Here is a 20997-nt window from a genome sequence, read left to right as displayed (position 1 = left end):
TGCGTGGTCCGGCGTGGCCGTGCGCGCTCAGAGGTGGTTCAGGATGCCCTTGAGGAGGGCGGCCGAGGTCAGCTCCTGCGGAGCGGGTCCGGCGTGGAAGAAACCGGCGTTCCCCGCGTCCAGCTTGCGCAGGAAGTCGAAGGCCTTGGAGTCGTGCTCGCCGAAGGCCACGAACTGCCAGTGGATGTCGTGCGCGGCGGCCTCGACGAGCGCCTGGCGGGCCGGGACGCGGTTGTCGGGGGCGCCGTCCGTCTGGAAGACGACCAGGGCGCGGCCCTCGCCGCCGTTCTTCTGGTAGTGCTCGACGACCTGCTCGACGGCCCGGTGGTAGCTGGTCCGCCCCATGCGCCCGAGTTCGGCGTTCCGGGCGTCGATCCAGCCGGTGTGCTCGTCGAGGGTGAGGTCGGCGGTGCCGTCGATGTCGGTGGAGAAGAACACGGTGTGCACGGTGGCGTCCGCGTCGAGGTGCGTGGCCAGGGCCAGGACGTGGTCGGCCAGGTACTGGGCGCTGCCGTCCTTGTAGAACGGGCGCATCGAACCGGAACGGTCGAGGACGAGGTAGACGGTGGCGCGGGCGTCGGTCTGCCCCTTGGCGCGGAGCACCTGGGCGGCGGCCTTGTACGGACCCCCGAGCGCGGGCGCCCGCCGCCGCACCTCGGCGGCCCCGAGCACGGCGGAGGCGGTGGCGGTGGCTGCGGCGGGTGCGGTGTCGGGTGCGGTGGGGAGGGGCTCGGGCTGCGCCTCGGGTGCGGGCTCGGTGGTGCGGGCGGCGGCCAGGGGTGCGGGCTGCGGCTCGGGGTGCGCCTCGGGCAGGGGCTCCGGCTCGGGCTGCGGGGCCTCGGCTTCCGGCGCCGCTACTGCCGCGGCGGGCTCGGGCTCCGGGGTCACCTCGGCCAGGGGCTTCGGTTCGGGGTCCGGGGTCACGTCGGCCAGGGGCTTCGGTTCGGGGTCCGGGGTCACGTCGGCCACGGGCTCCGCCGGGAGCTCGTCGGCCGCGGTGGCGACCTCCGGCTCGGTGGCCTCGGCGGCCAGGGGTTCGGGCTGCGCCTCCGGCTCCGGTTCCGGCTGCGGCTCCGGCTCGGCCTCGGGCGCCGCAGCGGCGACCGGCTCGGGCGCGGGGGTTTCCTCCGGCCGGACCACGGGCTCCGGCTGCGGCTCGGCCGCCGGGACGACGGCCTTCGGCTCGGGCTCGACGGCGTGCGCGGCCACCGGCTCCGGCTCGGCCTCGTGGGCCGGGTCGGGCGCTGCGGCTACGGGCTCCGCCTCGGGGGCCGGGTCCGCCGCAGCGGCTACGGGCTCCGCTTCCGGCGCGGGGTCGGCCGCGGTCGCGGCGGCCACGGGCTCGGCGGTGGCCGCCGGTGCCGTTTCCGACCCGGGGTCGGACACCGGCTGGGCCCCCGCGGCAGCGGTAGGGCGGCGCGCCTCCGGGACCGTGGGGTCCGCAGCGGGGGCGGGGGCCGGGGTCGGGGCGGTCATGACCGTGCCGCCACCGTCGCGCGGGGTGGACTGCGGGGGGACCGTAGGACTGTCGAAGGACGCCGCCACCAGTTCCGCCGCCGCGTCCAGGGGGGTCCGTTCGGCCCCCTGGGAGGGGACGGCGGCCTGGGGGGCGGCGGCGGTGTCCGCCGAGGCCTCCGGGGCCGGCTCCGGGGAACGGCCGAACACCTTGCGGAACAAGCTCCGAATACCCATGGGCGAGGCCTTTCACATGAGTGCGTGCGTCATTTGTCCGTGCTGTGGGGAAGATCCCTGCCCAGAGTGGACACGTAAGGTTATCGGCCCCTTGGCTGGAACCTCGGCAGGGGCACCCTTCGCGTCGTCCGACGCCTCCGCACGCCGCCCACCAGGACGAACTCCCTTTCCGGAGAGCGCCGTTCACCTTCCGTTCATCCGCGGACCGGCGGACCGGCCGGTGCCCGCGGCCGCCGTCCGGTCAACTGCCGGGCGCCGGCTCACCGATGAGCGGCGGCGACGCCGTCACCGCGCTCGCGTCCGCCGCGTTGGCGAAGGCCGCGGTGATCTTCCTACGACGCCGGGGCGGCGATGGCGCGCGCCGCCGCCAGTTCCTGCTGGACCGGGGAGAGGACGGAGCCCGCCGGCACGGCGTCCGGCCATGGAGCCCGTACCCGCGGCGGGGTGCTGGAGGCGCGGACGGCAGCGGCCAGGGCGCGCAAGCCGGTGGTGACCGCGGCGACCTCCGCGGGACCCGGGGGCTCGGCGCCGTGGTTGACCCGCACCCGGGCGGCGGTGGTGGCGTCCACGATCCGCTCCACGGCGACGACCAGCGGCCACCAGGCCGCGGCCCGGGCCCCCACGGGCGGCGGCTCGGTCAGCGCCCGCTGGAACTCGCTGCGCACGCCGGACAGGTCGCGGTAGATCCGGCGCCGGGCCTGGAGCCGGGCGGTCCGGGCCGCCCGCAGCCCGGCCTCGGTGCCGTCGTGCGGCCCGAAGGCCCGCTCGACGTAGCGCGCGGCGTCGTCCACGGTGTCGGCGAGCCGGTCACCGATCCGGGTGTGCCAGCTCTCCGGCCACAGCAGGTAGCCCGCGACCAGGGCGATGGCGCAGCCGATCAGGCTGTCCAGCAGCCGGGGCCTGATCAGGTCGAAGCCCTGGTGGTTGAGCAGGTCCGACAGCAGCAGGATCACCGGCGTGATGGCGGCGGTCTGGAAGGCGTACCCCTTGGCGGAGAAGACCGGGATCAGCGCGGCGAGCAGCACCATCACCGGGACGTCCCACCAGCCGCGCGGCACCTCGGAGAGGACGGCGGCGGCGACGACCAGCCCGCCCGCGGTGCCCAGCGCGCGCAGCACGGCGCGGGAGAACACCGAGCCGAAGTCGGGCTTCAGGACGAAGGTGACGGTCAGGGCCACCCAGTACGAGCGCTCGATCTCCACCACCGACACCAGGGCCTGGGCCAGTCCGATGCACAGGGCGAGGCGCAGCCCGTACCGCCAGGAGGCGCTGGAGAGCGCCATGTCGCGCACCGCCCGCCGGGCCCGGACGCCCAGCGCGGCCGGCCGGCCGAGCCGGTCGTCCACGTTGTGCGGCTCCGGCTCGGCCAGGTGCACGATCTTCGCCGCGTGCCGCAGTGCGGAGTCGACCGCCCGCTCGGACTGGCCGTGCGGCTCGGGCAGGTCGAGCACGACGGCTCCGGTGCGGCCCTCCTCGACGGCGGCCGCCAGCGAGCGCACCGCGGCGGGGACCTCCGGGGGCAGGGGGCGGCCGCGCAGGTGGGCCGCGGGGGCCGCCTCGACGAGCGGGATGACCACGTTGAGCTGCGCCAGCATGCGCACCAGGGAGCCGCTGCGTCCGTGCACCCGGGCCCGCCGGGCCAGCACCAGGTCGTAGGCCTGGTTGAGCGCCTGGGTGACCTGCTGGCGCCGCTCCTCGTACTCCGGCCCGCCCGCGCTCTCCAGCAGTTCCGCGAGCGAGCGGTAGGTGGCCGCGACGGCCGCCCGCTCCGGGCGCCGCCCGCGCAGCGGCCATCCGAGCAGCGTGAGGACGAGGACGAACAGGCCGCCCGCGCCGAGCAGCAGCGGCGCCGTCCACCAGGGCTCGGGCATCGGCAGCCCGGCCCCGACCACGGCGTTGAGCAGGAGCAGCAGACCCGAGACGGAGGCGATCGTACCGATCGAGGAGATCATCCCGGAGACCAGCGCGACCAGGGTGAGCGCGCCGACGGCGAGCCAGCCGTGGCCGAAGACCAGGGTGCCCAGGGCCACGCCGACCGCGCCGAAGGCCTGCGGCACGGCGATGTTCAGGATCCGCATCCGGTAGGCGTCGGCGGTGTCGCCGATCACCCCGGACAGGGCGCCCATCGAGACGAGGGCACCGTACTCCGGCTCGCCCAGGGCGAACCCGGCGGCGAGCGGAGCCGCCATCGCGATCCCGGCGCGCGCCGCGGCGGCCCAGGGGACCGGTGCGGTGCTCGGCCGCAGCCCCTTGAGCAGCCATTCGGGCGGGGCGAGCGGATGGGGCCGGGTCCGCCCGGACGGTATCTGTTCGCTGCTCATGCCGCTTCCGTACCGCCCCTCGCGAATCGGCTCTTCTGGGGCTTTCCTGGGACGTTGTGTACGAGTCCGAGCTTATGGGGTCCGGCGCAGCCGCCCGGTCAGCCAGGCGGCGAGGGCCACCGCGAGTCCCAGGGCGAGGAGCGCCCAGGTGGTGGTGCGCAGGAAGGCGGTGAGGGCGTCGAAGACCGCCGCCGCCGCGGGCCGGTCCACATCGGGCGGCAGGTCGTCCAGGGTGAGGCCGCGGCAGATCCGCACGGCCAGCCACAGCAGTCCGGCCCCGACGGCGAGACCCGCGCCGACGGCGATCAGGGCGCGGCGGCGGCGCGCGGCGACGGCGACCGCCGCGACGGCGAGGACCAGGGTGAGGAGCGGGAGCCAGACGCCCGCGATCTGGAGCATGCGAAAACCCCTCCGGAGGGCGCCGAGGTTGTCGTACTCCATCACCTTGACCGTGAGGTGGGAGACCGGGATCCGGTCGGCGAGGGGGACCCCGTCGCCGACCAGTTCCCCCTTCACCTGCTCGACGATGGGCGCGAGGTCGATGGTCAGGGCGTCGCCCTTGCCGGTGGTCAGCGCCTGGAGGAACGCGGCGTGGGCGGCGCGGTTGGCCGCGTCCCAGGCGGTCCGGTAGGCGGGGGTGCCGGTGAAGGAGCGCAGGGCCTCCCCGAGGAGGTTCTCGACGCCGCCCTGGAAGGGGCCCGCGTCGATCTGTCCGGCCAGCGCGCGGCCGGCCTGGGTGACGACGACGTGCTGCACGTCCGGGTTCCCGGCGAGCGGGGACATGGCGGCGGTGTAGCGGTCGGCGTCGCCCAGGTCGCGGTCGGCCCAGTACGCGACGGCGCCCAGCGGCACGAGGAGTGCCACGAGCACGACGAGCACGGCCGAGAGGAAGGTGCGCACGTCACCAGGGAATGCCAGGTGGGGCCGGGGGCGCGAGCGGGATTGCTGCGCACGGGTGGCCCGGTCGCGGCGACGTCACCCGTGCGGTGGCGGCCGAACCGGTTCCCGCCGCGTGATCCAGTTGCCCGGTCCGGATGGCGGGTGTGCCCTTGAGGGTGAGGAAGCGGGCCGCGCTCCGACGGAAGCATCCGTCACCGGGGTCCGCTCCGATCCCAGAGAGGGAGCCCGGTCATGGCACATGCGGCACCCACGGCCCGCGCGCGGTACACGGCGGACCTCAAGCAGACGGGCAGGGCCGCCCTGGCCGTGCCCTTGGCGCTCGGGCTGGTCTACGGCGTCTACGCGGCCTTCATGAAGCGGCAGACGGGCCCGGTCGACGCGGGCAACGTCTTCTACGGGATCCTGTGCGGCGTGCTCTTCGCGGCCGGCCTGTTCGCGCTGGCGCGCGTCGGCCCGCGGCTGCCGCGGGAGGTCCGGGCGGCGGCGTACGGCGTCTTCACCGGCATCGCGCTCGGCTACCTGTACAGCCTCGGCGGCCAGAGCGTGCTGCTGTCCAGCGGCATCGCCCTGGCGGCGGGCGCGGGCGTTGCGGTGGCCGCGTTCTACCGATACCACACGCGCGAGCCCTGACCGGTCCCGCGGGACGGGTCAGGGCTCGCGCTCAGGCCGTCAGACGGCTTGCGCATCGCGGTGTTTCACGTGAAACACCGCGTCCGCGAACGACCGGCTTCGTTTCACGTGAAACACCGCTGCCGTTCAGCTGCCCGGCGTCGGCTCCGTCGGCGCTTCGGCGCCGGACCTGGGGTCGGCCCTGGGGTCGGCCCGCTCCGGGGCGGGCTTCGGGGACGGCGGCGGCACGGTGAAACGGGCCGCTTCCGCGCGCAGCATGGCGTTCAGGGCCGCAAAGGGGTCGATGGGCATGGCGGAACCTCACAGGGGGTGACAGGAGTGGGGGAGTGCGCTGCTGCTCGGCCCGCTCAGCAGCGCAGGACCACACTCCGCACCGTGCGGGGCCCGTGCGCCGACTCCCCGCTCCCGTACCGGGACGCGCGCGCCGCGGGTACGTCGGCCACCGGCGCGCCCGGCGCGGGGGTCCGGCGCGGTGCGATCCCGCGCACGCAGGGCCGCGGCGCCGCCCGGACCTCCGGGTCCGCCCCCGGGTCGGTCTCCGCGGGCTCGGCGGCCGCCGCCGGCCGGGGCGCGGGGTCCGCGCCCGCCACGGGGGCCACGGCGCCGGAGCCGAACGCGCAGAGCAGCACGACGCAGACCACCGTCAGGGCCCTCGCCAGTGGCGTCCGCACCGTTCGCGCGTACCGCGTCCCGCTCATGCCCGGGATGTGCCCCGGCGCGCCGGGCCGCGCCCCCGCGGCGCCCGAGAAGCCCCCGATCGGCTGACGAACACACCCCCCACGGGCTACCGCACGACGGCCCCGGGCCGCCGCCCCGGGCCGCCGCCTCCGGTCACCGGCTGCGCCGGGCTCCCGTCAGGTGGGCGTGGACGCTGGTCTCGCCGTTGACCACGCGCAGTTCGGCGCGCCTGCCCGTCCCGGTCGCCCGGGGGGTGCCGATGTGATCGACCGTGAACACGGCCGTGCGTCCGTCCGCCCGCGTGATCTCGATCGTCCGCCCCTTGCGCAGCGTGCCCAGGGGCAGGATCGCGCTCTCGCCGGAGACCACGGCCGTGCCCGCCGAGCCCGGGGTCGGGCTGTCCACGTCCCAGCCGACCGCGTCACCCGCCGCCCCCGCGCTCAGCGGGAGGTCGACGCGGAGGTCCGGGATGCGCAGCCGCAGCGGGCGGGCCGCCGACAACGGCGCGGACCGGCCCGCGCCCCTGCGGGGGCCGCGGCCCCCGCCGTGTCCGGCGTGCTCCTCGCGTCCGTCCTCCAGCTGCTCGACGAGGCGGCGGTGACCGGAGAGGCCGAGGGCCCGGGAGGGGAATCCCTCCGCCGGGGCCTTGGCGGGGGCGCCGGCGGCTCCGGCTCCGCCGGTGCCTCCCCCGGCGCCATCGGTGTTCCGCAGCAGCACGAGGCCGGTGCACAGCAGCGCCACCGTCAGTCCGCCGGCGATCCACTTCGGACGGTGCATGGCAATCCCTCCTCCTGAGTCCGGCCGGGGCGGGGGCGGCCGGGATCCCGTGAGCAGTGGACCCCCGTCCGCCTGTCACTACCGTGTGCGCGACCGGTCCCTGATGAGGTGTCACCTGCGTGTTGAACCGTCAGGAGGAAGTCTTCGCAGCTCGCGGGCGGTGCGGAGGCAGGTGGGAGCCGTGGGTGGGCATGCCCCCGAACGGGTGAAGGGCGAGCGGGGGCCCGGCCGGGTGAGGGGGTCAGGTGAGCACCGACGCCACGGCCGCCGCGCCGAGGAGCGCGGCGGTCAGATGGACGGCCGGGTGGCCGTAGTCGCCGTACCAGAGGTGCCGGGCCAGCCCGCCGATCGCGGCCAGTGCCGTGATGACGCCGATCTGCGCCAGCAGGGTCACGTCGGAGAACTGGACCGCGACCAACAGCGGCACGTTGACCCAGAGGGGCGCCGCGCCGGTCCAGCCCGGCCGGCGCCAACCCTGCGGACGCGGGGCCTGCCGTTGCCCGGCCTGCCGCTGCCGTGTCGCCGTATCCATGCCGGGGCCCTCCGTCGTGACGACCGAGGCGATCGGCCGATCAACTCGTAGGCCGACCAGCTTCCTTCCGTCCGGCGGACGGAACAAGCAGGCGTTCGGCAAGAACACCGAAGCCGAGGCCGAAAACCGCCCACAGCGTCGCCTGGAGGGCGAGCGAAACCGGTCGGAACAGCGGAAGGCGAATGGGAGTTCACGTTAGTTTCCCTGCGCCGTGCCGTGCCGCGCCGGTCAGTGGCAGGGGAAGCCGAGGAGGTGGCGGCCGTCGTGCATCCACTCGTGAATGGAGTCGCCCTGGAACACCGCGGTGGCACCCTGCTCGGCGCCGACGAAGTACAGCAGGACCAGCATCAGGACGCCGACGAACACGGCCCAGGGGGCCAGTTCCTTGAGCGAGACGGGCAGGGCGGCGGCGGGAGCCGTCGTGGGCACGGCGGAGTGGGCCATGGCAGAACCTCCAGGGGGAACGCGCGTCCCGGTCAGTGGTGCTCTTGACGACGGTGGCGGGTCTGACTCACCTCCGCTCGCGGGAGGATGCACAGTGGCGCGACCGTGCCGGACTCTCACCGGTACTTCCGTCATACCGTCGTCATGTCGTCCGCGACCGTACCGCGCGCGTGGTCGGAACACCACGGCGCGTGGGCGCCGTCCCGTGCCCCCGGCCGTGCGCTCTACCCTCGCTCCATGTCCTCCGCCGCGCCCGTGCGCCTGCTCCTCGTCACCCCCGAGCTGGACCTCGCCGCCCGGCAGGGCCGGTTCGGGTCCGCCGCGCCCTGCCCCGGGCACCCGGGGCTGCGCGGCCTGGACACGGGGGCGTGGGCCGGGCGGACCCTGGACGAGGTGGCCGCCGAGGACCCGGCCGGCGTCCGTGACTGGCTCACGGACCCGCGCTACGCGCCCCCGGGCGGGGAATCCGTGGCCGCGCTGACGGAGCGGGTGGGGGCGGCCCTGGCCGCGCTGGACGGGGGCCGCCACCGGCTGGAGGTAGAGCAGGCCGTCGTGCGCGCCGCCGTCGTGCACGCGCTGGAGCTGCCGCACGCGGCCTTCTGGCGGCTCGACGTCCGGCCGCGCACCGTCACGGAACTGACGGGCCGTTCCGGCCGCTGGAACCTGCTGCTCGGCCGGAGCGGAGCCGAGGAAACGCCGTGAGCCCCCGCGTGTGGAGCCTCAGGCGACGATCCAGTCGCTCGTGGCGATCACCGGCTGCACGCCCTCCCGGTGCACGGTGCCCTCGATGAGGCCGTAGGGCCGGTCCGCGGCGAAGTAGACCTCGTTGTCGTTCTTGAGGCCGAAGGGCTCCAGGTCCACGAGGAAGTGGTGCTTGTTGGGGAGGTTCAGCCGGACCTCGTTGACCCTCGGGCAGTGGTCGAGCACGCGCTCGCACATCTGGTGCAGGGTCTGCTGGAGCGAATAGGAGTACGTCTGCGCGAAGGCGTCCAGCAGGTGGGTGCGGACCTTGGTGTACGACCGGTCCCAGTCGTGCTCCGGGTCGTCCGCGGCGAGCGCCGAGTGCGCCCAGCGGGCGGTGACCTTGGTGGCCAGGATGCGGTCGTACGCCTCCCGCAGGGTCGTGTACTCGTCCTTCACGTAGCCGTGGAACTCGGAGTTGGTCGAGTTCATGACGGTCAGGTCCTTCAGGCCCGAGATGACCTGGAGGCCGGTCGTCTCGCTGTAGGTGACCTGCGCGGTGCGCACTTCCCGGCCCGAGAGGACGAAGGAGTGCTGCTTCCTGCGGGTGGGCACCGGGATCCGCTCCCAGGCGAACTCCTCGATGCGGATCTGCGCCTCGCGGATCGGGTCCTGGGAGGAGACGAAGTGCTTGGCGAGCCGGATGCCGAAGGCCTCCGGGGAGTCGATCCCGTGCTCCTTGCCGAAGGCGTACACCGTGTTCTTGGTGGTGTCGGTCGGCAGGCAGTGGGCGTTGTCGCCACTCAGGTGGACGTCGCGGAAGTCCCCGCGGAGCGCGACCGAGACGTTCAGGTCGCGGATCTCGTGCCACGAACCGTCGTTCCCCTTGCGGGTGACCTTGACGATGCGGTTCTCGGCCTTGCCGTACTGGTTGTGGCCCAGGACGTACTTGCTCATGCTGACTTCCTTCGGGTACTCGGGAACACGGAGTCCGGTGTTCTGGATCCCGTACGCCCGGCGTCCAGCGCCCGCCCGGTGCCCCGGACGCGCCGCTCCCCGCCGTTCGGCCGCCGGATCGACTCCGGGGCCGCCCCGGGACTGACGTGCATCCCGGTCCGTAGGTGCTTGTGCCGCTGTGGGGATTGCAGCACGCACGCGGCCGGTTCTCCCCCGTACGGATCGTCCGAGAACCGGCACCCCTGCCTTGGGCGACCGCACAGCACGCCCCCGCGCCCCGCCCGGCGGCTCACGCCATGTGCGCGTCCGCCACCGCGAGGGCCTCGTCGAGGACGGCCAGGCCCTTGGCCACGTCCTGCGCGCCGATGGTGCAGGGCGGCGCGACGTGCAGGCGGTTGCCCGCGACGAGCGGCCACAGGCCGCCCTTCTTGCAGGCCTCGGCGAAGGCGCCCATGGGGGCCGCCGCCGCGCCCGAGGCGGCGTAGGGGACGAGCGGTTCGCGCGTCCCGGCGTCCCGTACGAGCTCCAGCGCCCAGAAGGTGCCCAGCCCGCGGACCTCCCCGACCGAGGGGTGGCGCTCCGCCAGCTCCCGTAGGCCCGGACCCAGCAGCTCGGCGCCGGTGCGGGCCGACTGTTCGACGATGCCCTCCTCGGCCATGGCGGTGATCGTCGCGACCGCCGCGGCGCAGGCCAGGACGTGCCCGGAGTAGGTCAGCCCGCCCGGGTAGGGGCGGCGGGCGAAGGTCTCGGCGATGGCGCCGGAGATGGCGACGCCGCCGAGCGGTACGTAGCCGCTGTTGACGCCCTTGGCGAAGCACAGCAGGTCGGGCGTGACGTCCCAGTGGTCGGCGGCGAACCACGTGCCGGTGCGTCCGAAGCCGACCATGACCTCGTCCAGGATGAAGACGATCCCGAAGCGGTCGCACAGCGCGCGCACGCCCGCGAGGTAGCCGGGCGGCGGCACGAGCACGCCCGGGGCGCCGCCGACGCTCTCCAGGATGACCGCGGCGATCGACTGCGGGCCCTCGAAGACGATGGTGTCCTCCAGGTGGCGCAGGGCGCGCTCGCACTCCTGCTCCTCCGTCTCCGCGTGGAAGGGCGAGCGGTAGAGGTAGGGACCCCAGAAGTGCACGACCCCGGCGGTCGCCGTGTCGTTGCCGAAGCGGCGGGCGTCACCGGTCAGGTTGATCGCGGCGGAGGTGGCGCCGTGGTACGAGCGGTAGGTGCTCAGGACCTTGGCGCGGCCGGTGTGCAGCCGGGCCATCCGGACGGCGTTCTCGACGGCTTCGGCGCCGCCGTTGGTGAAGAAGATCTTGTCCAGGTCGCCGGGGGTGCGCTCGGCGATCAGGCGGGCGGCCTCGGAGCGGACGTCGACCGCGAAGCCGGGGGCCAGGGTGCACAGCCGGGCGGCCTGCTCCTGGATCGCGGCGACCACCTTCGGGTGCTGGTAGCCGATGTTGGTGTAGACGAGCGAACTGGAGAAGTCGAGGAAGCGGTTGCCCTCGTAGTCCCAGAAGTACGAGCCCTCGGCCCCCGCCACGGCGAGCGGGTCGATCAGCTCCTGGGCCGACCACGAGTGGAAGACGTGCTTCCGGTCGGCTTCTTTCACGGCGTCACGGGCGCGGGCGGCTGCTGCGTTCATGAGTCGAGCGTAGTTGTCCACGATGTGGATGGAGGGGCGGAGGGGACGCCGTGCGGCGCCCCGCCGCGCGGGGTCGCGGCGGTGATTGAGCCCCGGGTGGCGGGGTAGGCGGTGGGCGACGGGAGGTGGGCCGGGTGATGGCGGAGCGGTTCTCGGTCGAGGCGACCCACGTGGAGGGCGCGACCGTCCTCGCGCTGGCGGGTGAACTGGACCACGACACGGCGGGCCCCCTGCGGGCGGCCCTGGAGGCGGCATTGACCCGGGATGACGGGACCCGGCTGCTCGTTGACTGCGCAGAGCTGCGTTTCTGCGACTCCACCGGGCTCAACGCCCTGCTGCGGGCCCGGCTCGCCGCGCGGGAGACCGGTGCGCGCCTGGAGCTGGCCGGCCTGCGGCAGCCGGTGGCCAGGATGTTCCGCACGACCGGGGCCGACGGGGTGTTCCTCGTCCACGACGACCTCGCCGCGGCCCTGGCGCACGACGGAGGCGGCGGGACCGGTGGCTGATCCCGAGCGGCTGCGGCCGGACGCGGTGGATGAACGGGCCGGGGGGCCCGAGCCCATCCCCGAGCAGACACGGCGGCTCGTGCTGGGCGGACCGGTGGCCGGTGTGGTCACCCGGTGCCGCGACTTCACCCGGCACGCGCTGACGGAGTGGCGCTGGCTCGCCCCGGACGCGGACGCGGAGCCGGGTGGCGGCGCGGGGACCAAGCCGGGCGCCGAGGTCGAGGAAGCGGCCGAGGACGTCCTGCTGATGGTCTCCGAGCTGGTCACCAACGCTTGCCTGCACGCGGGCGGTCCGGCGGGCCTGGTCCTGCGGCACAGCGCGGACGGTCTGCGGATGGAGGTCAGCGACGGGAGCCCCGAGCACCCCCGCCGCCGTTCCCCGGGCAACCCGTCCGTCCCCGGCGGACACGGGCTGGTCGTCCTCCAGCGGCTCTCCCGGGAATGGGGCTGGGAACGCAACGAGGTGGTGGGCGGCAAGACCGTGTGGGCCGAGGTGGCCTCACCGCTCCTACCGCCCTCCGCGTAAAGAGTTCTGCTCCCTGCTAGCTCTTGCCGCTGCCCGCGGCGGCGTCCGGCGCGTCCTCCAGCAGGCCCGTGCGCAGGCGCGCCAGGGTGCGCGTGAGCAGCCGGGACACGTGCATCTGGGACAGGCCCAGCCGGTCGCCGATCTCGGACTGGGTCAGCTCCTCGCCGAACCGCAGCGCGAGCAGGGCGCGCTCGCGTTCGGGCAGGACCGACAGCAGGGGCTTGAGGGACTCCAGGCATTCGATGCGGTCGTACGCGTCCTCGTCCTCGCGCAGCACGGGCTGGCTGTCGAAGGACTCCCCTTCGGGTTCGCCCTGCACCGGCGCGTCCAGGGACCGCGCCGAGTAGGCGACGGCGGCCTTGCGGCCCTCCGCCAGTTCCTCTGGGGTGACGTCCAGGCGCTCGGCCAGCTCCTCCTCGGTGGGACAGCGCCCGAGGTCCTGTTCCATGGCGTCCTGGGCCTTGGCGGTGTCCAGCCGCAGTTCCTGGAGACGGCGCGGGACCTTGACGGCCCAGCTGGTGTCGCGGAAGAACCGCTTGATCTCACCGGTGATCGTGGGCATCGCGAAGGTGGTGAATTCAGCCCCGCGCCCGGGGTCGTACCGGTTGATCGCCTTGATCAGTCCGACGGTGCCCACCTGGATGATGTCCTCCAGGGGTTCACTGCGTCCGCGGAACCGGCGGGCCGCGTACTTGACCAGGCTGAGGTTCAGTTCCACGAGGGTGTTGCGGACGTAGGAGTACTCGGCGGTGCCCTCCTCCAAGGCCCGCAGCCGGTCGAACAAGGTCACCGAAAGGGTCCTCGCGTCGGCCGTGCTCACCTTGAGCGGCTCCTCCGGGATGCCCTCCATGAGCTGGTCGCGGTCATCTGTTCGCAGCATGTGGTGCTCCTCCGACGGATGGTCGCACTGCCTGATCGCGGCACGGCCGTCGTGCGAGCTGACCTGTTCGATATACCCGGTGGGCGATGGGCTTACCCGTACGGGTGACGGGCGGCACGCCCCCGGGGCCCGGAGGGAGCACACTGGAGACCCTTGAGGACCGGGAGCCGGGACATGAGCCGGGACAGCAGCCGGGAGACGCGCGGCGCCGGCGGCGACGGTGACGGCGACCACGACGGGCGCGGCGCCGTCCACCATGCCCTGGCCGCGGCCGTCTCGGCACTGACCGCCGAGGTCGCCGGGCTGCACGAGGACCGGGCCCGCAGACGGCTGCTCGACCTGGCCACCGGCGTGCTCGTCGACCAGCTCCGGGTCACCCCCGCCGAGGCCGCCGACCACCTGCTGGAGCTGGCCGTCAGCACCGGTCTCAGCGCCGGTGACCTGGCCGCCGACATCCTGAACGCCGCCGCGAAGTCCCTCGTCGCCGAGGTCCCCGCCGAGGCCCGGCGGATCCGCAGGGCCACGGCGGCCGTCCTGGCCACCGACACCGCGGGGGAGGCCGCCGTCACCCTGCTGGACGGCGGGCTGCGCCGGATCGGGGTGCGCACGCTCTACCTCTGGCGGCGCACCGGCACCGACTGCCTCGCCCTGGCCGGGCAGGCCGGAGCGGGCCCGCAGGAAGCGCGGCACTGGCAGTGGGTGCCGCCGGACACCCCGCTGCACCGGGTGCTGTGGGAGGGCGCCGCCTGGTGGGGCGTGGACGACTGGCTGCCGGGCGGCAGCGGCACCCGGGCGGTCCTGCCGCTGCGCCGCCACGGGCACGTCGTCGGGGTCGCGCTGTGCGTGTGGGACACCGCGCAGGAGCCCGACGAGCGGATCCGGCGCACCGCCGAGCTGCTGTGCGAGCCCTGTGGGGCGCTGCTGGGCGACGCCGAGACGCCCGCGGGCCCGGCCGCGGAGGCGGCGCTGCTGGAGCCGGCCAGCGGCCCCGCGGTGCTGCTGGGGGCGGGCGCCAGGGTGGAGTACGCGAACCCGGCCGCGCGCACGGTGCTGGGGGCGGTGCGCAGCCCGGTGGGCCGCTCCGCCGCCGAGGTGTTCCCGTACGCCTGGAGCTCCATCGCGCCCGCTCTGGACCGCATCGAGCCGCAGCGGCTGGGCCGGGTGGGCGGGCTGGACGACGTACGGGTACTGCCGCTGGGCCGGGGGCGGGCGGCCGTGCTGTGGGAGGCGGCGGCCCTGCGCAGCGAGGCCCTGACCCGGGTGCTGGGACGGCTGGAGCGGGTCGGCTCCTTCGAGGAGGACCTGCTCACGGGCGCCGTGCGCTGGAGCCGCGAGACCTACACGCTCTTCGGGCTGGACCCGGACGCGCCGCCGGTGCCGCTGACCCGGCTGGGCGGGCGCCTGCACCCCGAGGACGTACCGCTGCTGGAGGTGTTGCTGGCGGCCCTGGTGGAGGGCCGCCGCGGCGACCGGGCGCTGGTGCGCGTGGTGCGGGCGGACGGCGGGGTCCGGCACGTGCGGATCGCGGCCGAGCCGCTGCTGTCGGGGGCCGCGCTGACCGGGCTGGCCGGGGTCTACCAGGACGTCTCCGCCCAGCACCGCACCGAGATCGCGCTGTCGGCGGCGCAGGAGGACGCGACGGCGCGGGCCCGGTTCGTGCTCCAGCTCCAGCGGGCGATCGTGCCCGAGGCGCCCTCGGCGGCCGAACCGGCGGGCGGTTTGGACCTCGCGGTGCGCTACCGGCCGGCCTCCCAGGACTACCTGGTCGGCGGCGACTGGTACGACGTGCTGGTCCTGCCGGACGGCCGGGTGCTGGTCGCGGTGGGGGACGTCGCGGGCCACGGCATCGACGCGGCGACCAGCATGGTCGTGCTCCGCAACGCGCTGCGCGGGCTCGCGGTGACCGGGGCGGCTCCGGGACGGCTGATGGGCTGGCTCAACGAGGTCACCCTGGGGACCCGGGGCGGTCCGACGGCCACGGCGGTGTGCGCGGTGTACGACCCGGTGGCGGGGTCGCTGCGCTGGGCCGTGGCCGGCCATCCGCCCGTCCTGCTGCTGCGCGAGGGACGGGCGCGGATCCTGGAGGCGCCGCAGAACCTGCTGCTCGGGGCGGTGCCGGGGCCGGTCTACGAGGAGGCGGAACTGGGCCTGCTCCCGGGGGACACCCTGCTGCTGTACACGGACGGGTTCGTGGAGCGGCGGCACATGAGCATGGACCGGAGCCTGGCCGCCCTGCGCCGGGCCGCCCAGCGGGTGGGCGCCGGGCCGGTGGAGGTCATGGCCGACGCGCTGCTGACGGCGGTCACGGGGGACACGGACGACGACACGAGCCTGGTGGTGGTGCGGGTACCGCGCACGGGCGCGGCGCCCGGTGCGGCCGCGGGGCCCGCGCCGGGCGCTGGGCGTTAGAGAGGCGTAAAGGGCGCCTTCCGGGGCGTATGGGCCCCGTCAAGGAGGCGTTCGGGGGGCCTGCCGGGGGGTTCCACTCGGGGTGTCCGCATGTCGTCCCCGGAACCTCAGGAGCTCACGATGGCCGATCTGGCCTTCGTCGTCACCACGGTCGCGGTCTTCGCGCTGGTGGCCTTCGTCGCCAAGGGGGTGACCAGGCTGTGACCGCCGAAAACGTGGTGGGCCTGCTGGTCGCCCTCGCACTGCTGGGCTATCTGGTCGTCGCCCTCGTGTTCCCGGAGAGGTTCTAGCTCCGATGAGTCCCGTTCTTTCGGGGGTGCTCCAGCTGCTCGCGCTCGTCGCGGCCCTGGCCCTCGCGTACCGCCCGCTGGGCGAGTACATGGCCCGCGTCTACTCCTCCGAGCGGCACTACGCGCCGGAGAGGTGGACGTACAAGGCCATCGGCGCGGATCCGTCCGCGCAGATGCGCTGGCCCGCCTACCTGCGCGCGGTGCTCGCCTTCTCCGCCGTGAGCGTCCTGTTCCTCTACGGCCTGCAGCGCCTCCAAGGGGTGCTGCCCGGCTCGCTCGGCTTCTCGTCGATCAAGCCGGACCAGGCCTTCAACACCGCCGTCTCCTTCGTGGCGAACACAAACTGGCAGTCGTACTCCGGCGAGCAGGCCATGGGCCACGTCGTGCAGACCGGTGGCCTCGCGGTGCAGAACTTCGTCTCGGCCGCGGTCGGCATGGCCGTCGCGGTGGCGCTCGTCCGCGGCTTCGCGCGGTCCCGCACCGGTGAACTGGGCAACTTCTGGTCCGACCTGGTGCGCGGCACCGTCCGGATCCTGCTGCCGGTCGCCGTCCTCGGAGCCCTCGTCCTCGTCGCCTGCGGCGTGGTCCAGAACTTCTCCGGGATCCACCAGGTGGGCCAGTTCACGGGCGGCTCGCAGCAGTGGAACGGCGGCGCGGTCGCCTCCCAGGAGGTCATCAAGGAGCTGGGCACCAACGGCGGCGGGTACTTCAACGCCAACTCGGCCCACCCGTTCGAGAATCCGACGCCCTTCTCCAACCTCTTCGAGATCTTCCTGATCCTGCTGATCCCGTCCGCGATGACCCGCACCTTCGGGCGCATGGTCGGCTCCGTCCGCCAGGGCTACGCGATCCTGGCGACGATGGCCACGATCTGGCTCGCCTTCACCGCGCTGATGATGTGGACCGAATTCGCCCACCACGGGCCGGCGCTGCAGCTCGCGCGCGGGGCGATGGAGGGCAAGGAGACCCGCTTCGGCGTGGGCGCCTCGGCGATCTTCTCCGTCGCCACCACGCTCACCTCGACGGGCGCGGTCAACTCCTTCCACTCCTCCTACACGGGCCTCGGCGGCGGCATCCAGATGCTGGGCATGCAGCTGGGCGAGATCGCGCCCGGCGGCGTCGGTTCCGGCCTCTACGGCATGCTGGTCATGGCCGTCATCGCCGTGTTCATCGCGGGCCTGATGGTCGGCCGGACCCCGGAGTACCTCGGCAAGAAGATCGGCACCCGCGAGATCAAGCTCGCCGCCTGCTACATCCTGATCACCCCGGTACTGGTGCTCGGCTTCACCGCCGTGGCGATGGCGCTGAGCGGGCCGCGCGCCTCGATGGCCAACGCCGGTGCGCACGGCTTCTCCGAGATCCTCTACGCCTACACCTCGGGCGCCAACAACAACGGCTCCGCCTTCGCGGGCCTGAGCGCCGACACCCCGTGGTTCAACACCACCATCGGCCTCGCGATGCTGCTCGGCCGCTTCCTTCCGATGGTGTTCGTCCTGGCGCTGGCCGGTTCGCTCGCCGGGCAGCGGCCCGTGCCGGCGACCGCGGGCACCCTGCGCACCGAGAAGCCGCTGTTCACCGGCCTGCTGGTCGCCGCCATCCTCATCATCACCGGACTGACGTACTTCCCGGCCCTGGCGCTGGGCCCGCTCGCCGAAGGGCTCGCCTCATGAGCACCGCCACCCCCACCCGCGCGCCCCACCAGGACGCCCCCGCCGACCGTGCGCCGGACCCTGGGCGGGCCGGCGCCGGCCTCTTCGACCCGAAGCAGCTGCTGACGTCCTTCCCGGACGCCGTCCGCAAGCTCGACCCGCGGGTCATGATCGCCTCGCCCGTCATGTTCGTCGTCCTGACCGGTTCGGTCGTCACGACCGTGCTCGCGCTGATGAACCCGACGGACTGGTTCGGCTGGGCCATCACGGTCTGGCTCTGGCTCACCACCGTCTTCGCCAACCTTGCCGAGGCCGTCGCCGAGGGCCGCGGCAAGGCCCAGGCGGAAACCCTGCGCAAGGCCAAGACCGACACGGTGGCCCGCCGCCTGAACGGGGGCGTGGAGGAGCCGGTACCCGGCACCGAACTGCGCGTCGGCGACCTGGTCGTCTGCGAGGCCGGAGACGTCATACCGGGTGACGGCGACGTCGTCGAGGGCGTCGCATCGGTCGACGAATCGGCGATCACCGGCGAATCCGCCCCGGTCATCCGGGAGTCGGGCGGTGACCGCAGCGCCGTCACCGGCGGCACGAAGGTGCTCTCCGACCGGGTCGTCATCAAGATCACGACGAAGCCGGGCGAGACGTTCATCGACCGGATGATCAACCTCGTCGAGGGCGCCTCCCGGCAGAAGACCCCGAACGAGATCGCCCTCAACATCCTGCTGGCCTCGCTGACGATCGTCTTCCTGCTGGCCGTCGTCACCCTGCAGCCGTTCGCGGTCTACGCGGGCGCCGAGCAGTCGATGATCGTGCTCACGGCGCTGCTGGTGTGCCTGATCCCGACCACCATCGGGGCGCTGCTCTCCGCGATCGGCATCGCCGGAATGGACCGGCTCGTGCAGCGCAACGTCCTCGCGATGAGCGGGCGCGCCGTCGAGGCCGCGGGGGACGTCTCCACCCTCCTGCTGGACAAGACCGGCACGATCACCCTCGGCAACCGCCAGGCCTGCGCGTTCGTGGCGGTCGAGGGGGCCGACGCCGCCGAACTGGCCGACGCGGCCCAGCTGTCCTCGCTGGCCGACGAGACCCCCGAGGGCCGCTCGATCGTCGTCCTCGCGGAGGGAACGTACGGGCTGCGCGCACGCCACCGGGGCGATCTGGCGCATGCCGAGTGGATCCCCTTCACCGCCCAGACCCGGATGTCCGGCGTCGACCTCGACGAGGGCGGGGCCCACCGCAAGGTCCGCAAGGGCGCCGCCACCTCGGTCCTGACGTGGGTGGAGGAGCGGGGCGGTGCGGCCGCCCCCGACGCCCGGGCGACGGTGGACGCGATCTCGGCGGCCGGCGGCACTCCGCTGCTGGTGGCCGTGGAGGACGCCGACGGCGCCCGCGTCCTGGGGGTGGTGCACCTCAAGGACGTGGTCAAGGAGGGGATGCGCGAGCGGTTCGACGAGCTGCGCCGGATGGGCATCAGGACGGTCATGATCACGGGCGACAACCCGCTGACCGCCCGGGCCATCGCCGAGGAGGCGGGCGTCGACGACTTCCTCGCCGAGGCCACCCCCGAGGACAAGATGGCCCTCATCAAGCGGGAGCAGGCGGGCGGCAAGCTCGTCGCGATGACCGGCGACGGGACCAACGACGCCCCGGCCCTGGCCCAGGCCGATGTCGGCGTGGCCATGAACACCGGGACCTCGGCCGCCAAGGAGGCCGGGAACATGGTGGACCTGGACTCCGATCCGACGAAGCTCATCGAGATCGTGGAGATCGGCAAGCAGCTCCTGATCACCCGGGGCGCCCTGACGACCTTCTCCATCGCCAACGACGTGGCGAAGTACTTCGCGATCATCCCCGCGATGTTCGCCGTGGTCCACCCCGGCCTGGACAAGCTCAACGTCATGGGCCTGGCCTCGCCCGAGTCGGCCATCCTGTCCGCCGTCGTCTTCAACGCGCTGGTCATCATCGCGCTGGTGCCCCTGGCCCTGAAGGGGGTCCGCTACCGGCCCACCAGCGCCGACAAGATGCTCCGCCGCAACCTCGGCATCTACGGACTGGGCGGCCTCGTCGCCCCGTTCGTCGGCATCAAGCTGATCGACATGCTCCTCTCCCTCATCCCCGGGCTCGCCTGAACTAGGAACGCTGACTTCGATGAACAACTCTGTGGGCAATGCCGCCCGCCTGCTCGGCGCCGGGCTGCGGGCGCTGCTCGCCCTGACCGTGGTCTGCGGCGTCCTCTACCCGCTCGCCGTGACCGGGATCGCCCAGGCGGCCTTCAGCCACCAGGCCAACGGATCCGAGGTCAGGGACGGGACCGGCACGGTCGTCGGCTCCTCCCTCATCGGGCAGGACTACGGCGACGACCTCCGCTGGTTCCAGCCGCGACCCGCGGCCGGACTGGGCCAGAACACGATCAACACCCAGTACGCGCTGCTGGTCTCCGGCGCCTCCAACAAGGCCGCCGACAGCCCGGACCTGGTCAAGGCGGTCCGCGAGGCGCGGGACAAGGTCGTCGCGGACAACACGGTCCCCGGCTTCGCGCCGCGGCCCTCGCAGGTCCCGGCCGACGCCGTCACCTCGTCGGGCTCCGGCCTGGACCCGGCCATCTCACCCGCGTACGCGGCCCTCCAGGCCCCCCGCGTCGCCGCGCGCAACCATCTCGCCCTGAGCCGGGTGGAAGAGCTCGTCGCCGCCCACACCGAGGGCCGCACCCTGGGCTTCATGGGCGAACCGCGCGTGAACGTCCTGGAGCTGAACATCGCGCTGAAGTCCCTGGCCGGCTGAGCCGCTCCCACCGGACGGGCCCGGGCCGCATCGCGGTCCGGGCCCGTCGGCAGGGTGGAGCACGGGTCAGGCGCTGTACGGGCGGGTCGTACGGCCCTCGTTGAGGGTGGTGGTCCACCAGGTCAGGCGGTCCAGCAGGGTCTTGGCCGCACCGGCAGCGCCCTGCGGATCGTGGGCCCGGCCGCCCTCGGCGAAGTGGTCCCAGGCGCCGTGGAAGCTGACCGTGTCCCGGATCGTGACGCAGTGCAGCTCGGCGAAGACCTGGCGCAGGTGCTCGACGGCGCGCAGACCGCCCGAGACGCCGCCGTACGACACGAAGGCGACCGGCTTGGCGTGCCACTGCGTGGTGTGCAGGTCGATGAAGTGCTTGAGGTGCGCCGGGTAACTGTGGTTGTACTCCGGCGTGATGACCACGAAGGCGTCCGCCGCGGAGACGCGCTCGGACAGCTGCTCCAGCGCGGGGGTGCGCGGGGTGCCCCAGTTCGGGTGCTGGGCGGGAAGTTCCAGCGCGGCCACGTCGATGACGTCCACGTCGAAGCCCGCGTGCTCGGTGGCGAGGGCGGTGAACCAGTCGGCGACCGTCGGGCCGAAACGGCCCTCACGGGTGGAACCGACAATGACGGCAAGCTTGTTCACGGGTGCGTTGTTGTCCATGGCAGGGAGGGTACGTGCGCGTCGATCTTGGCTCGGCGACCGGGTGTT

21 protein-coding genes are annotated in these 20997 nt (G+C 73.8%); 9 read left to right on the top strand and 12 right to left on the bottom strand.

The window, feature by feature from the left end:
- Positions 1 to 27: 27 nt before the first annotated feature.
- From ABZY31_RS00290 to ABZY31_RS00280, 3 genes are all read right to left on the bottom strand, one after another.
- Positions 28 to 1692 carry a VWA domain-containing protein gene (locus ABZY31_RS00290; RefSeq protein ID WP_356402911.1) on the bottom strand — a complete coding sequence of 555 codons (1665 nt, stop codon included), beginning with the start codon at positions 1690 to 1692 and terminating at the stop codon, positions 28 to 30.
- Between the two features lie 332 nt (positions 1693 to 2024).
- Positions 2025 to 4013, bottom strand: a complete 1989-nt coding sequence (locus ABZY31_RS00285; RefSeq protein ID WP_356402908.1) for an FUSC family protein — start codon at positions 4011 to 4013, stop codon at positions 2025 to 2027.
- A gap of 72 nt (positions 4014 to 4085) precedes the next feature.
- The gene (locus ABZY31_RS00280) at positions 4086 to 4913 is read right to left on the bottom strand and encodes a hypothetical protein (RefSeq protein ID WP_356402905.1); all 828 of its coding nucleotides are present in this window, start codon (positions 4911 to 4913) and stop codon (positions 4086 to 4088) included.
- Positions 4914 to 5144: 231 nt separating this feature from the next.
- Between ABZY31_RS00280 and ABZY31_RS00275 the strand changes: the two genes are divergently transcribed.
- The gene (locus tag ABZY31_RS00275) at positions 5145 to 5543 is read left to right on the top strand and encodes a hypothetical protein (protein ID WP_356402902.1); all 399 of its coding nucleotides are present in this window, start codon (positions 5145 to 5147) and stop codon (positions 5541 to 5543) included.
- Between the two features lie 126 nt (positions 5544 to 5669).
- Here the strand turns inward: ABZY31_RS00275 and ABZY31_RS00270 are convergent, their stop codons facing one another.
- The 5 genes from ABZY31_RS00270 to ABZY31_RS00250 all read right to left on the bottom strand — a co-directional run bounded on the left by ABZY31_RS00270 (position 5670) and on the right by ABZY31_RS00250 (position 7974).
- A complete protein-coding gene (locus ABZY31_RS00270) occupies positions 5670 to 5834 on the bottom strand; it encodes a hypothetical protein (protein WP_356402899.1) in 165 nt (54 codons plus the stop codon).
- A 56-nt stretch (positions 5835 to 5890) separates the two neighbouring features.
- Positions 5891 to 6214 (bottom strand): hypothetical protein, encoded by a 324-nt coding sequence (locus ABZY31_RS00265; protein ID WP_356402896.1) that lies wholly within the window; start codon positions 6212 to 6214, stop codon positions 5891 to 5893.
- A 160-nt stretch (positions 6215 to 6374) separates the two neighbouring features.
- Positions 6375 to 6998, bottom strand: a complete 624-nt coding sequence (locus tag ABZY31_RS00260) for a class F sortase (RefSeq protein WP_356402893.1) — start codon at positions 6996 to 6998, stop codon at positions 6375 to 6377.
- Between the two features lie 241 nt (positions 6999 to 7239).
- Entirely contained in the window at positions 7240 to 7530 is a 291-nt protein-coding gene (locus ABZY31_RS00255; RefSeq protein WP_356402890.1) for a hypothetical protein, read from the bottom strand.
- A 228-nt stretch (positions 7531 to 7758) separates the two neighbouring features.
- Positions 7759 to 7974, bottom strand: coding sequence for a CbtB domain-containing protein (locus tag ABZY31_RS00250; RefSeq protein ID WP_356402888.1), 216 nt, complete (start codon positions 7972 to 7974; stop codon positions 7759 to 7761).
- 237 nt (positions 7975 to 8211) lie between these two features.
- Between ABZY31_RS00250 and ABZY31_RS00245 the strand changes: the two genes are divergently transcribed.
- Complete coding sequence (locus ABZY31_RS00245; protein ID WP_356402886.1) at positions 8212 to 8676, top strand: histidine phosphatase family protein; 465 nt, start codon at positions 8212 to 8214, stop codon at positions 8674 to 8676.
- A gap of 18 nt (positions 8677 to 8694) precedes the next feature.
- Here the strand turns inward: ABZY31_RS00245 and pucL are convergent, their stop codons facing one another.
- Positions 8695 to 9612: a factor-independent urate hydroxylase gene (gene pucL / locus ABZY31_RS00240; protein WP_356402883.1), complete on the bottom strand. Its 918-nt coding sequence runs from the start codon at positions 9610 to 9612 to the stop codon at positions 8695 to 8697.
- 289 nt (positions 9613 to 9901) lie between these two features.
- Entirely contained in the window at positions 9902 to 11254 is a 1353-nt protein-coding gene (locus ABZY31_RS00235; protein WP_356402880.1) for an aspartate aminotransferase family protein, read from the bottom strand.
- Positions 11255 to 11391: 137 nt separating this feature from the next.
- Here ABZY31_RS00235 and ABZY31_RS00230 point away from each other — a divergent pair, with 137 nt between their 5' ends.
- Both ABZY31_RS00230 and ABZY31_RS00225 read left to right on the top strand, forming a co-directional pair.
- Positions 11392 to 11760: an STAS domain-containing protein gene (locus ABZY31_RS00230; protein ID WP_356402877.1), complete on the top strand. Its 369-nt coding sequence runs from the start codon at positions 11392 to 11394 to the stop codon at positions 11758 to 11760.
- Positions 11753 to 12286 (top strand): ATP-binding protein, encoded by a 534-nt coding sequence (locus ABZY31_RS00225; RefSeq protein WP_356402874.1) that lies wholly within the window; start codon positions 11753 to 11755, stop codon positions 12284 to 12286. The genes ABZY31_RS00230 and ABZY31_RS00225 overlap by 8 nt, the downstream gene beginning before the upstream one ends.
- A gap of 16 nt (positions 12287 to 12302) precedes the next feature.
- Here ABZY31_RS00225 and ABZY31_RS00220 read toward each other — a convergent pair whose 3' ends face one another.
- Positions 12303 to 13136: a SigB/SigF/SigG family RNA polymerase sigma factor gene (locus ABZY31_RS00220; protein WP_356403649.1), complete on the bottom strand. Its 834-nt coding sequence runs from the start codon at positions 13134 to 13136 to the stop codon at positions 12303 to 12305.
- A gap of 204 nt (positions 13137 to 13340) precedes the next feature.
- Here ABZY31_RS00220 and ABZY31_RS00215 point away from each other — a divergent pair, with 204 nt between their 5' ends.
- From ABZY31_RS00215 to kdpC, 5 genes are all read left to right on the top strand, one after another.
- Positions 13341 to 15575, top strand: a complete 2235-nt coding sequence (locus ABZY31_RS00215; RefSeq protein ID WP_356402871.1) for a SpoIIE family protein phosphatase — start codon at positions 13341 to 13343, stop codon at positions 15573 to 15575.
- A gap of 200 nt (positions 15576 to 15775) precedes the next feature.
- Positions 15776 to 15865 carry a K(+)-transporting ATPase subunit F gene (kdpF, locus tag ABZY31_RS00210; protein WP_356402868.1) on the top strand — a complete coding sequence of 30 codons (90 nt, stop codon included), beginning with the start codon at positions 15776 to 15778 and terminating at the stop codon, positions 15863 to 15865.
- A gap of 5 nt (positions 15866 to 15870) precedes the next feature.
- The gene (kdpA, locus tag ABZY31_RS00205; protein WP_356402865.1) at positions 15871 to 17535 is read left to right on the top strand and encodes a potassium-transporting ATPase subunit KdpA; all 1665 of its coding nucleotides are present in this window, start codon (positions 15871 to 15873) and stop codon (positions 17533 to 17535) included.
- The gene (gene kdpB, locus ABZY31_RS00200) at positions 17532 to 19643 is read left to right on the top strand and encodes a potassium-transporting ATPase subunit KdpB (RefSeq protein ID WP_356402862.1); all 2112 of its coding nucleotides are present in this window, start codon (positions 17532 to 17534) and stop codon (positions 19641 to 19643) included. The genes kdpA and kdpB overlap by 4 nt, the downstream gene beginning before the upstream one ends.
- A 19-nt stretch (positions 19644 to 19662) precedes the next feature.
- Positions 19663 to 20295: a potassium-transporting ATPase subunit KdpC gene (kdpC, locus tag ABZY31_RS00195; RefSeq protein WP_356402859.1), complete on the top strand. Its 633-nt coding sequence runs from the start codon at positions 19663 to 19665 to the stop codon at positions 20293 to 20295.
- 66 nt (positions 20296 to 20361) lie between these two features.
- Here the strand turns inward: kdpC and ABZY31_RS00190 are convergent, their stop codons facing one another.
- Positions 20362 to 20949, bottom strand: coding sequence for an NAD(P)H-dependent oxidoreductase (locus tag ABZY31_RS00190; RefSeq protein ID WP_356402856.1), 588 nt, complete (start codon positions 20947 to 20949; stop codon positions 20362 to 20364).
- Positions 20950 to 20997: the final 48 nt, after the last annotated feature.

Origin of the sequence: Streptomyces sp. NPDC006529, assembly GCF_040611795.1 — a bacterium.
GTDB lineage: Bacteria > Actinomycetota > Actinomycetes > Streptomycetales > Streptomycetaceae > Streptomyces.
Note: the sequence above shows the minus strand (reverse complement) of the source record. Positions and strands in the feature narration are given on the sequence as shown.